The organism is Symbiopectobacterium sp., assembly GCF_051710365.1.
Classification (GTDB): domain Bacteria; phylum Pseudomonadota; class Gammaproteobacteria; order Enterobacterales; family Enterobacteriaceae; genus Symbiopectobacterium.
The window spans coordinates 1-12008 of the sequence record NZ_JBPETA010000095.1 but is presented as its reverse complement, the minus strand read 5'-3'; the positions used below and the strand labels follow the sequence as shown (position 1 = coordinate 12008).

General features: G+C 54.8%; 13 protein-coding genes and 1 pseudogene. 10 read left to right on the top strand and 4 right to left on the bottom strand.

Annotated features, from left to right (window positions below):
• Positions 1 to 37: 37 nt before the first annotated feature.
• From ACTBDZ_RS10255 to ACTBDZ_RS10245, 3 genes are read left to right on the top strand one after another with little or no spacing between them, the layout of a single operon-like run.
• A complete protein-coding gene (locus ACTBDZ_RS10255; RefSeq protein ID WP_438815228.1) occupies positions 38 to 589 on the top strand; it encodes a heavy metal translocating P-type ATPase in 552 nt (183 codons plus the stop codon).
• Between the two features lie 57 nt (positions 590 to 646).
• Positions 647 to 859, top strand: a complete 213-nt coding sequence (locus tag ACTBDZ_RS10250) for a heavy-metal-associated domain-containing protein (protein WP_438815227.1) — start codon at positions 647 to 649, stop codon at positions 857 to 859.
• Positions 843 to 1205, top strand: coding sequence for a metal-sensitive transcriptional regulator (locus ACTBDZ_RS10245; protein WP_438815226.1), 363 nt, complete (start codon positions 843 to 845; stop codon positions 1203 to 1205). Before ACTBDZ_RS10250 ends, ACTBDZ_RS10245 begins: the two co-directional genes overlap by 17 nt.
• Positions 1206 to 1248: 43 nt before the next feature.
• Here ACTBDZ_RS10245 and cpxA read toward each other — a convergent pair whose 3' ends face one another.
• The gene (gene cpxA / locus ACTBDZ_RS10240; RefSeq protein WP_438815225.1) at positions 1249 to 2622 is read right to left on the bottom strand and encodes an envelope stress sensor histidine kinase CpxA; all 1374 of its coding nucleotides are present in this window, start codon (positions 2620 to 2622) and stop codon (positions 1249 to 1251) included.
• Positions 2623 to 2640: 18 nt separating this feature from the next.
• Positions 2641 to 3339: an envelope stress response regulator transcription factor CpxR gene (cpxR, locus tag ACTBDZ_RS10235; RefSeq protein ID WP_222159118.1), complete on the bottom strand. Its 699-nt coding sequence runs from the start codon at positions 3337 to 3339 to the stop codon at positions 2641 to 2643.
• Between the two features lie 149 nt (positions 3340 to 3488).
• Between cpxR and cpxP the strand changes: the two genes are divergently transcribed.
• The 7 genes from cpxP to aguA all read left to right on the top strand — a co-directional run bounded on the left by cpxP (position 3489) and on the right by aguA (position 10476).
• Positions 3489 to 3992 carry a cell-envelope stress modulator CpxP gene (gene cpxP / locus ACTBDZ_RS10230; RefSeq protein WP_438815224.1) on the top strand — a complete coding sequence of 168 codons (504 nt, stop codon included), beginning with the start codon at positions 3489 to 3491 and terminating at the stop codon, positions 3990 to 3992.
• Between the two features lie 456 nt (positions 3993 to 4448).
• A complete protein-coding gene (locus ACTBDZ_RS10225) occupies positions 4449 to 5636 on the top strand; it encodes a sugar transporter (protein ID WP_438815223.1) in 1188 nt (395 codons plus the stop codon).
• A 42-nt stretch (positions 5637 to 5678) separates the two neighbouring features.
• Entirely contained in the window at positions 5679 to 6581 is a 903-nt protein-coding gene (gene fieF / locus ACTBDZ_RS10220) for a CDF family cation-efflux transporter FieF (protein WP_438815229.1), read from the top strand.
• 187 nt (positions 6582 to 6768) lie between these two features.
• The gene (gene pfkA / locus ACTBDZ_RS10215; protein WP_438815222.1) at positions 6769 to 7731 is read left to right on the top strand and encodes a 6-phosphofructokinase; all 963 of its coding nucleotides are present in this window, start codon (positions 6769 to 6771) and stop codon (positions 7729 to 7731) included.
• 211 nt (positions 7732 to 7942) lie between these two features.
• On the top strand, positions 7943 to 8419 hold the full coding sequence (locus tag ACTBDZ_RS10210; protein ID WP_438815221.1) for a 2TM domain-containing protein: 477 nt from the start codon (positions 7943 to 7945) through the stop codon (positions 8417 to 8419).
• Between the two features lie 71 nt (positions 8420 to 8490).
• Complete coding sequence (gene aguB, locus ACTBDZ_RS10205) at positions 8491 to 9375, top strand: N-carbamoylputrescine amidase (RefSeq protein ID WP_438815220.1); 885 nt, start codon at positions 8491 to 8493, stop codon at positions 9373 to 9375.
• 3 nt (positions 9376 to 9378) lie between these two features.
• Complete coding sequence (gene aguA / locus ACTBDZ_RS10200; protein WP_438815219.1) at positions 9379 to 10476, top strand: agmatine deiminase; 1098 nt, start codon at positions 9379 to 9381, stop codon at positions 10474 to 10476.
• A 199-nt stretch (positions 10477 to 10675) separates the two neighbouring features.
• Here the strand turns inward: aguA and ACTBDZ_RS10195 are convergent.
• Both ACTBDZ_RS10195 and ACTBDZ_RS10190 read right to left on the bottom strand, forming a co-directional pair.
• Positions 10676 to 11887, bottom strand: a pseudogene (locus ACTBDZ_RS10195) (MFS transporter); the annotation flags it as partial.
• Between the two features lie 19 nt (positions 11888 to 11906).
• Positions 11907 to 12008: hypothetical protein (locus ACTBDZ_RS10190; protein WP_438814434.1), on the bottom strand; the 102-nt coding region annotated here is incomplete at its 5' end.

Sequence of the window (12008 nt, the reverse complement as noted above, 5' to 3'; positions counted from 1 at the left end):
GTAGCCCGTGCTGACCTTCTGCTGGGGTACATTGCGCTTGCAGATTAAGGTGCGCGACGATGCACGTACCGCAATCGCCGACCTGCAACATCAGGGGATCGAGGTCATGATGTTGACGGGGGATAATCCTCGTGCGGCGGCGGTGATTGCCAAACAGGTGGGGATCATCAACGTGGTGGCTCAGGTGTTGCCGGAGCATAAAGCGGCGGAGATACAGCGCCTTCAGGCCAATGGACGCTGTGTGGGTATGGTGGGCGACGGTATCAATGATGCGCCTGCATTAGCGGCGGCGGATGTGGGCTTTGCCATTGGCGCGGGCTCGGACATTGCGCTGGATACGGCGGACGTGGTGCTGATGCGTAACCGCCTTGATAGCCTACTGGATGCCATCAGCCTGTCGCGCGCGACGCTCGGCAAGGTGAAACAGAATCTGTTTTTTGCATTTTTCTACAACGTGCTGGGCATTCCGCTGGCGGCGTTGTCGTTACTGAATCCGGTTATTGCCGGGAGTGCCATGGCGCTCAGTTCGATTTCTGTGCTGAGCAATTCACTGCTGTTACGTCATTGGAAACCGACCCGGTGCGACTGATATTCTGAGCCTTCCGGCTCTACCCGGTGTCACACAATGTGAAATGGAGAGTATTTTATGTCCTATGTTACAATCAACGTCCAAGGTATGTTCTGCGGCGGCTGCGCCAGTAAGGTCAAGAACGCGCTGGAAGCGCTTAATGGGTTTCAGGGTGTGCAGGTCACGCTGGAAACCGGTCTGGTAAACGTGGAGTACAATGAGACAGAAAAAGCCACCCCAGACGTCTTCCGCGACACTGTCGAAGGACTCGGCTTTGACGTCGTCGCGTAAATGCGAGTTTTGTGCCGCTGCCACTGAAGCGGCCAATTCTGCCGATGAACCGGATGTTCGCCGTGTGGTTCAGCCGCGTAAAAAAGCGCTGCTGAACCGGCTGAACCGGCTGAACCGGCTCAATCGGATTAACGGTCAGGTTAACGGTATCGGTCAGATGATCGAACAAGACCGTTATTGCGTTGATATCCTTAATCAGATTTCTGCGGCGCGTTCCGCGCTTAATGCTGTCGCCAATCAATTGCTGGCCGATCACACCAACGGCTGCGTGCGTAAGGCGGTATTGGACGATGGCGGGGAAGCAGCGATCGCGGAATTGCTGCAAGTGATTCAGCGTATGCGCTAGCGGGGCGGCGCAACGCGCCGTACCCCACGTGTACATTCTGTGCTTAGCGCTCGTTCAGCGGCAGCCAGATGGTCAGACGTAACCCCCCTAACGGGCTGTCTCCTGCCTTAACCCAGCCTTTATGTTGCGTAATCGCATTCTCCACAATTGCCAACCCTAACCCCGTACCGCCCGATGCCCGATCGCGCGCCTCATCGGTGCGATAGAACGGGCGGAAGATTTGCTCGCGATCTTCCGGGTTAACGCCGGGGCCATCATCGTCAACGTTAATGGTTATTCCTTGATTATCAACGGAAAAGTTGACGCTGATATGGATATTTGAGTAGCGCAGGGCGTTGCGCACCACGTTTTCGAAGGCGCTTTCCAGTGCGGAACGGTTACCGAACAGCGGCCAGGGGCCGGGTGGATAGGGCACGTCCAGCGTTTTACCCATTTGCTCGGCTTCAAAGCGGGCATCGTCCAGCACGTCTCCCCACAGTTCATCGGCGCGGATATATTCACGCCCCAGCTCGTTCTTGTGCTGGTTGCGCGATAACACCAGCAGGTCGTTGATCATGCTGTCCAGCCGCTGCGTTTCGGTTTCAATGCGGTTCAACTCGTTGTTTTCGCCCTGGCGACGGCGCAGCAGCGCGGTCGCCAATTGCAAGCGTGTCAACGGTGTGCGCAGTTCATGGGAGATATCAGAAAGCAGACGCTGTTGCGCGGTAACCATGCGTTCCAGCGCGCTGACCATTTGGTTAAAGCTGACGCCAGTGGCGAGGAACTCTTGCGGCCCAGCTTCCAGCTCAGGGTGCTGGCGCAGGTTGCCTTGCGCCACTTCATCGGCAGCAATTTTCAGCTTACGCGCGGGTTTTGCCAGGCTCCAGGCCAGCCAAAGCAACAGCGGTGTGCTGATAAGCATAGTGACAATCAGTAACAGCAGCGGGCGGTCTAGCAGCAGATTGATGAAATCGGACTGCGGGCTGTTTGCCATGCGGATCAGATAAACCTGGTAATTATCCTCACCGTCGCGCACGGAAAACGGCCCGAGCAGCTCGAGCCGACCATAATTTTTCTTCTGCGGATGGTCGGCATTATTGGACTGGCCGATAAAGTTACGCACAATCTGCATTTCGGTTTTTTGCAGCGTACCGAAAATGCGCCCTTCACTCGTGACGAAAACCAGACGTTGCCCCGGCGGTGACCATTTTTCGATCACGCGAAACAGGCGTCGCCACCAAAACAGATCGTTAGGCGGATCGGCGGCAAGATCGGCTTCGATATGCTGCTCCAGCATCACGCCCTGACGATACTCGTTTTCCAGCAGCGCCGTCATCTGGCGTGAGTCCAGCTTGGGCAACATCAGCACCAGCATTAGCACCAACGCCAGCGTCAGCCAGAAAATGGCGAAAATGCGCGAAGTCAAACTGTCGATCATGCCGCGCAGCTACCTATTTTAACTTGTTGATACCATTAAATAACCGCGTCCGCGCAGCGTCTTGAACCAGGGTTGCCCGTCTTTACGCTCCGGCAGTTTACGTCGCAGGTTGGAAATGTGCATGTCTATCGCACGATCGAATGGCGTCAGACGTTTACCCAGCACTTCCTGACTGAGATGCTCGCGCGACACCACTTGTCCCAGCCGCTGCGCCAGCAGGTAGAGCAGCGTGAACTCGGTGCCGGTGAGATCCAGCACTTCGGTGTCGAAGCTCGCTTCCTGGCGCCCCGGATTAAGGCGCAAACCGTCCACTTCAACGGTCGGTGAACCGTTATCCGTGGTTTGCTGCTGCTCGGTCCACGATGAGCGGCGTAAAATGGCGCGAATACGGGCCACCAGTTCACGATCGTTAAACGGTTTAGGCAGATAATCATCTGCCCCCAGTTCCAGCCCCAGAACGCGATCCAGTTCGCTACCGCGCGCGGTTAGCATGATGACGGGCGTCTGATGCTGCTGCCGTACCTCTTTCAAGGTGTCGATGCCGTTTTTCTTCGGCATCATGACGTCCAACAACAGCAAATCTACCGTACTGTCCAATACGTTTAATGCCTGTTCGCCATCGTGGGCAACGACAACGTTAAAGCCTTCCATTTCGAGCAACTCTTTCAACAAAGCGGTGAGTTCTTTGTCGTCATCCACCAACAGAATCTTGTTCATGATTAGGCTACCTCCAGGGGCAAAATACGTCATAGATCGACGCTATTCCATGACTTTACGTAGTTTTATATCCTCTGACGCATGTTTGCAGCAAGGTGTTTAGACTTGTGTTCATTGATTCACAGATTGGCGCATTGTACCGGGGGGTGATGATGCTACGGCGCATAAAAATCTCTCTCATTTCATTGCTGATGTTCGGTGTCGTTAACGCATCAGTAGCCGATAGCGATAGTGCGTCACTGCCTGGTTGGCACCCTGGCGATGCAGCCTTGCGAAACGCCATCAGTCAGCGCGGTCTATTTGATGGTGTGAAACTGACGGAACAACAGCGTCAACACCTGCGTGACCTGATGCAACAGGCAAGGCAAGATGCGCCCGTGCTGCACTTAAATGATATAGAAAAAATGCACACTTTGGTGACCGCAGAGAAATTTGATGACGCGGCCGTCAGAAAACAGATTTCGCAGATGATGCAAGCACAGGTTGAGCGCCAGATAGAAATGACGCGCGTGCGCAATAAAATGTATAACTTGCTGAATTATGAGCAAAAAACAGTTCTAGAACAGCGTTATCAGCAGCGAATGAACGAGATGCGGCAGCAGTTATCCCAAGCTGAAGCATCCATGTCCCTCCTGTGGGGCGCTGAACAGTGAACCGAATCCCTGAGTAACCCTGTAGTGAGTAGTGTGTAGTGAGAGTAGTAAGAAGTTGATTTCCTTGCCATAGACACCATCCCTGTCTTTTGCCCGTCATGATGACGGGCTTTTTTTTGGCTGTTTTTTAGGAAAAGGCTTTCAAAAACAGTGGGGTGTTAAGGAACGAAACGCCAGATAAAACCAGTAAATTCATCCCTCTGCTCAGTGATTACACCTGAGTTGATACCTAAAATCGGCGCTGTTCTTCGATTAACTGCCTAAAAAAAGTACCACAGCCCGCCTCGATTCAGCGTAAAATGTGATCTGCTTTGCAGATTTTGGTCGGTGCAGGCACTGCCTTTGGTGTAGCCCGGCCATTTTTCTGTTCGCGTGCAGCGTTCGATGCCTCTCCCAGCGGCGCGACGCGCTGCCGATTTTCTTTCTACGTTGTTGATATCTGGTAGTGTGCAGCCCATGACCCTTTCATCCCGTTCGATAGCATGGTTTCGTGTTATCAGCCTCGCTATGGCGGCCTTTATTTTTAATACCGCTGAATTTACGCCCGTTGCCTTGTTGTCCGATATTGCCGTCAGTTTTTCGATGAGCGCCGCACAGGTAGGGTTGATTATCACGATTTATGCCTGGGTGGTGGGCACCATGTCGTTGCCCTTTATGCTGGCATGTAGTGATATGGAACGGCGGGGACTGCTGATCAAAGTGTTTATCCTGTTCGCCGTGTGCAACATCATTTCCGGTTTGGCCTGGAATTTCTGGGTGCTGGTGGCGGCGCGTATCGGTGTGGCGCTGGCGCATGCCATTTTCTGGTCAATCACGGCCTCGTTGGCGGTGTGTTTGGCACCTCCGGGCAAAAAAGCGCAGGCGCTGAGCCTGTTGGCAACCGGCACCGCGCTGGCAATGGTACTGGGCCTGCCGCTCGGTCGTCTGATCGGGCAGTACATGGGATGGCGCGTCACCTTCAGCGGTATTGGCGTGGTGGCTTTTGCGGTTCTGCTGGTGTTGATGAAACTGTTGCCTCCGCTGCCCAGCAGCCATTCTGGCTCTCTGAAAAGCCTGCCATTGCTGTTCAAGCGCCCGGCTTTGCTGTGTATTTATGCACTGACGGTGCTGGTGGTGACGGCCCATTTTACCGCTTACAGCTATATCGAACCTTTCGTGCAGCGGGTCGCCGGATTAAGCGAAAATTTCACCACCGTATTGCTGCTGATTTTTGGCGGTGCCGGTATCATCGGCAGCATGCTTTTCAGCCGCTACAGCAACCGCTATCCAGCGGGCTTTCTGGTGGCGAGCATCGCGGCATTGCCGTTGTGCATGGCGCTGTTGCTGCCAATGGCCAATAACCCATTGGGATTGTCCATCGTCTGTGTGCTGTGGGGCATCGTCATTATGGCGCTGAGCCTTGGCATGCAAGTAAAAGTCCTGACGCTGGCTTCTGATGCCACGGATGTTGCCATGGCATTGTTCTCCAGCATCTATAATGTGGGTATCGGCGGTGGTGCGCTGTTGGGCAACCAGATCATCACGCATGTCGGCATGAACGAGATTGGTTTTGTGGGGGCCTCACTGGGCGGCATTGCGCTGCTGTGGTGCCTGTTCATTTTTCGGCGCTATGCGCTCGTGTTTAGCCATGCTGTCATGAAGTAATGTCATGATTGGATAACATGCTTTGTTGAGGCGAGGTGCGTGATGGATTTGCAGTATGCGCATTGGGTAACGCGCGCCGCAGTGGTTGCGACAATCGTGGCGCTGCTGTTATTTATCATTAAAGCCTTCGCCTGGTGGTACACCGGTTCAGTCAGTTTATTGGCCTCGTTGGTGGATTCACTGGTGGATATCAGCGCGTCACTGGTGAACTTGTTGGCCGTGCGTTATGCGCTCCAACCCGCTGACGATGAGCATGCTTTCGGTCATGGCAAAGCAGAGTCACTGGCCGCCATTGCGCAGGGCATGTTCATTGCCGGCTCCGCGCTGTTCCTGATCTTCACTGGGTTCCAACGGCTGAGTGCGCCGCAACCGCTGTATGCACCAGAAGTGGGGATTGTCATCACCGTGATTGCCTTGGTGGCAACGCTGCTGCTGGTGACTTTTCAACGCTGGGTGGTACGCAAGACCCAGAGTCAGGCGATACGCGCCGATTCATTGCATTACCTGTCCGATGTGTTTATGAACGGCGCCATTCTGGTGGCGCTAGTATTAAGCTGGCGCGGTATCACCTACGCTGATGCCCTGTTTGCGTTGGGGATTGGGGTTTATATTCTCTACAGCGCCCTGCGCATCGGCTATGACGCGGTGCAATCGCTGCTGGATCGCGCGCTGCCAGAAGAAGAGCAGCAGGCCATTGTTGCGCTGATTCGTGGCTGGCCGGGCATTCATGGCGCACATCAACTGCGCACCCGGCGCTCAGGGCCGACCCGTTTTATTCAACTGCATCTGGAAATGGATGATTCGCTGCCGCTGGTTCGGGCACATGAGGTTGCGGACAGTTTGGAGCAGGCGCTGCGTCAGCGTTTTCCCGGTGCCGATATTCTTATCCATCAAGACCCGTCCTCTGCCGTACCGGAAGAACAGCGCGGGCGCATCGAGGTGTGATCCAGCCTGTATTTGTTTGAGAAATGTGATAGAAAATGGATTGTGCGGCATTATTTTGCCTGACCTGAATCAATTCAGCTCAGGACATTTGTTATAATATGCCTAAAAAGGTGAGCGATGGTTCGCCACGGCGGCCCGTCTGATAGAAACATCCTGCAAAACTACATCTACAAGTCCAGAGGTTGTCATGATCAAGAAAATCGGAGTATTGACGAGCGGTGGTGATGCGCCAGGCATGAATGCGGCGATTCGCGGCGTAGTACGCGCGGCGCTGACGGAAGGTTTGGAAGTCTACGGTATCTATGATGGCTATCAGGGCTTGTACCAGGATCGCATGGAGCAGTTGGACCGCTACAGCGTGTCTGATGTTATCAATCGCGGCGGCACCTTTTTAGGATCGGCGCGTTTCCCCGAGTTTCGCGACGATCACGTACGTGAAGTCGCGGTACAGAACATGAAAAACCGTGGTCTGGATGCCATGGTGGTGATCGGCGGTGACGGTTCTTACATGGGTGCCAAGCGCCTGACTGAAATGGGCTTCCCGTGTATTGGCCTGCCGGGCACCATCGATAACGATGTGGCAGGCACCGACTACACCATTGGGTATTTCACCGCACTGGAAACCGTACTGGAAGCCATTGACCGTTTACGCGATACCTCTTCTTCTCACCAACGTATTTCCATCGTGGAAGTGATGGGACGCCACTGCGGCGATCTGACGCTGGCCGCGGCGATTGCCGGGGGCTGCGAATTTATTGTGCTACCGGAAGAAGAGTTTAAACCGGAAGACCTGGTGTGTGAAATTAAAGCAGGCATCGCCAAAGGGAAAAAACACGCCATTGTCGCCATTACAGAGCACATCTGCGATATCGGCGAACTTGCACGCTATATTGAAAGAGAAACCGGGCGTGAAACGCGTTCTACGGTGCTGGGCCACATTCAGCGCGGCGGCTCCCCGGTAGCTTATGACCGTATTTTGGCGTCGCGTATGGGCGCGTACTCCATTGAACTGCTGCTGCAAGGCTACGGCGGTCGCTGCGTCGGCATTCAGAACGAAAAAATGGTGCACCACGATATCATCGATGCCATTGAGAACATGAAACGGCCCTTCAAGCGTGATTGGCTGGAGACGGCGAGAAAGCTGTTCTAAATCTGGTGTCTGTATTCTTTCGCAATAAAAGCCATCCCGCCGTATGACGACAGGGTGGTTTTTTTTCTTGATGTGGCAGTCTGTCGGGAGCGTGTCAGGTTGCTGTCAGGTCGCTGTCGTGTTCGCGGCAGCTGAGCGGGCGTAGGTTGAGGCTGTGTTTTTTATTTCTTTAAAAAATAGCGTTGAAAAAACAGTCATGAGGAAAACAACCATGAATACCAATCCGATTAAAACATTACGCCTTGCCCGCGCTTGGTCCCAGGAGCAACTGGTGGAACTCTCCTCTTTGAGTGTCAGAACCGTTCAGCGAATCGAGAATGGTGAGCGTGCCAGTCTGGATACGCTCGGTGCCATCGCCGCAGCGTTTGGCGTGAATGTTACCGAGTTGATGACGGAAGAGAGCGAGCAAACTCTGAGCGGAGAATCGCTTGAGCTGCGCGTTCAGGCAGCAAAACGTCAGGTGCGACGAGAGAGCCGTTTCTGGCGCTCGCTTGTGGTTTATGTTGTGGTCAATCTGGTGCTGTTCGTGGTGAACCGAATGACATCGCCGGGCTCCCACTGGTTCTTGTGGCCGCTGCTTATCTGGGGCAGCTTTCTGGCGCTGAATGCCGTTAAGGTGTTCTGGCTGCGCGATCGTTGGCAGCGCTGGGAGCAGGCGCGTATACAGCGGGTGCTGCGTAAGCCATAATAGCGTCGTACACTTAAGCGGGTAGGGCTGGCATTGAGCCAGCGTAATAGAGAGATAATAGAGGTCTTCGCATGACAAAAGTGACCGTTGCCGCAACGCAGATGGCGTGTTCCTGGGATCTGCCCAAGAATATTGAGAATGCCGAAAAACTGGTGCGACAGGCGCACGCCAAGGGTGCTCAAATAATCCTGATTCAGGAGCTGTTCGCCGCGCCTTACTTCTGTATCGATCAGAGTCCTGAGCATTATGCTCTGGCGCAAACGCTGGAAACCAGCCCGCTTATCAAACACTTCTCCGCACTGGCTGCTGAGCTTGAGGTGGTATTGCCGCTGAGCTTCTTTGAGCGCGCCAATAATGCCTATTACAACTCGCTGGTGATGATTGACGCCGACGGTAGCGTACTGGATGTGTACCGTAAAACTCACATTCCCAATGGCCCGGCGTATCAGGAAAAGCAGTTCTTTATCCCTGGCGATACCGGCTTCAAGGTGTGGCAGACCCGTTACGCCAAAGTGGGTGTGGGCATCTGCTGGGACCAGTGGTTCCCGGAAACTGCGCGCAGCCTGGCGTTGCAGGGCGCAGAGCTGATTTTTTACCCTACCGCTATCGGTTCTGAACCGGCTTACCCGGATATCGACAGCCAGCCACACTGGACGCGGGTGCAGCAAGGCCACGCGGCTGCCAATCTGGTGCCGGTGATTGCCTCTAACCGTATTGGGACTGAAGCGAGCAAGTATCTCGATGGGCTGGAAATGACCTTCTATGGCTCCTCCTTCATTGCCGATCAAACCGGCGCGCTGTTGGCGCAGGCGAATAAAACGGATGAAGCGGTGCTGGTGCACACCTTCGATCTGGAAGCGATCGCTGCTCAACGCGCCAGTTGGGGGCTGTTCCGCGACCGTCGTCCGGAGATGTACACGGCGCTTGGCACTTCTGACGGCAAGACCCGGAGATAATCGATGTCACCTTCGACTCTCACTTCGACGCAGCGTCAGGATGGCTTTTTCATGCCCGCCGAATGGGCACCTCATGATGCGGTGTGGATGATCTGGCCCTATCGGTTGGATAACTGGCGTAATAATGCCTTGCCTGCGCAGCAGACGTTTGCCGCAGTAGCACAGGCGATTGGTCAGAAGACGCCGGTGATCATGGGCGTACCAGCGCAGCAGATGGCGCAGGCGCGTAGCCTGATGCCTGCAACGGTGACGCTGGTTGAGATGGAAAGCGATGACGCCTGGATGCGTGATACTGGACCGACCGTGGTGCTAAACGGTAACGGTGAGCGCCGGGGTATCGACTGGCAGTTTAACGCCTGGGGCGGCGAGCTGGGCGGGTTGTACGACGACTGGCGACAGGATGAACAGGTCGCGCAGCAGGTGTTGGCGCACCACGGTGACGCACGCTATGCGGCACCGCTGATTCTGGAAGGCGGCTCTATTCACGTTGATGGAGAAGGCACGCTGTTGACCACGGCAGAATGCTTGCTGAACCCGAACCGCAACCCTCATCTGAGTAAGGCTGAGATTGAGCAGTTGATGCGTGACTACCTCAATATTTCCACCATTATCTGGTTGGAAGAAGGGGTGTATAACGACGAAACCGACGGCCACATCGATAACATGTGCTGCTTTGTGCGCCCCGGTGAAGTGGCGCTGCACTGGACGGATGATGACAACGATCCGCAGTATGCGCGCTCTGTCGCGGCGTATCAGGTTTTATCCCAGACTCGGGATGCGCAAGGGCGTGCTCTGAAGATCTGGAAGCTGCCTGCGCCGGGCCCGCTCTATGCCACGGAAGAGGAAGCGGCGGGTGTCGCATCGGGTGATGCGATTGAACGTTTAGCCGGTTCGCGTCTGGCGGGTTCTTACGTGAATTTTCTGATCAGCAATCAGCAGATTATCTTCCCGTTACTGGATGCGCGTACCGATGATACGGCGCGTGACCTGCTGCAACAGATGTTCCCGGATTACGCCATTGTAGGCGTGCCTGCGCGCGAAATTCTATTAGGCGGTGGCAACATTCACTGCATTACTCAGCAGATCCCGTCGGTCCGTTAAGCCGGTTTCTCTATCATCAAAAGGCTCCGGTTGTCACCGGAGCATAAAACAGTCATTCCCGCCCACCTCTATCATTCCCGCGAAAGCGGGAATCTCTTGCAGAAGAGACGCGTTTCTTCTCACAGAGATCCCCGGCTTGCGCCGAGGATGACGGGAGGCACCGGTTATTACCGGTGCCTTTTTACGATCCGATATTAACCTATTTGGTTGGCTCTTTATCCAGATTATCCGCAGGCAGTTCACCGGGCAGATAGCCAGGCAGTCGGCCTGCCGGGATGATCGCCATCATGGACAGGAAGGCCATGATCAGCAGACCAAACTTCAGCGCTTTCAGGCGCGATTCCTCGTTGACGCGCACCGCTTCAGCCACTTGTTCTGGCGTTGCCGTGGTTTGCGACAGCACGGTGAGCAGACGGTCATTGCTGATAAAGTTAATATTATCCAGATTCACCTGTGCCTGAATTTCAGGGGTCAGCACAGGCGTTTGCACAATGTTGCGCATCACGCTGGAACTGAGCAATCTGACTAACAGTGCACCAGCCACGGCGGTACCAATCGCGTTCGCCAGATTGTTGGTGGTGCCGCGCAGTGAGCCGACGTCGCCCGCCAACTCTTTCGGTGAAGCACTCACCAGCACGTTAAACAGCAGGGTGACCAGCGAGCCCTGACCAATACCGAACGCCACCAGACCAAACAGCACCGCGAACTCACTCCAGTTGTTACGCACCACAAAAGCGAGCCACAGCAGTGAAAGGGTACAAATGATGAAGCCGTAGCGGCCAATCTTTTGCGGCGTCAGCTTGTGGTAAAAGCGCACGATAAGCGTTGCGGAGAAGAATACGGACAGGTTGAACGGCATCATGGCGATGGCGGTTGCCAGCGGCGTGCTGCCCTGCACAATCTGAATGTAGAGTGGCACAGAAAAGTTCAGCATCGCTTCCAGCGCGACCACCGCAAACATGGCGACCACGGCTGCCCACTCCGTTGGTGAGGTAATCACTTCCAGCGCCAGCAATGGGGTTTTGCCTTTTTCTTTTACGCGTCGCGTCCAGACCACGAAGAGCTGACCGAGAACGATACCCAGCGCGATCATAAAGGGCGCCGGAGAGAAGCCAAGCAGATCGAAAGGCGCAGCGTCTCGAACCAGACCCATTCCCCAGCGGTTAAGGTTGTTGAAGCCGAAAGAGAGCAGAATGATTGAGGTTGCTGCCAGTACCACGCCGACAATATCAATGCTGACTTCTGGCCGGCCCCTATCCGCTTTCATGCGGAAACTGAGAAAGAAAATGACGGCGGACAAGACGATCAGCAGACCAAACGCCGGACGCCAGCCAATATAGGTGCCCAGCACCCCGCCGATCAAAAATGCTGCCACACCCGCACCGGCGCGTGCCGAACTCAATGTGCCTAAATAGCTGTTCCTAATACCGCTACACTTTTGCCTGTCCATGTTTTCCACTGGGAAACGGGCTGACGGTTTCCATGAAGCGGCGAACCTTGTTCAGTAACTGCCACATTGAACAGCATTGATG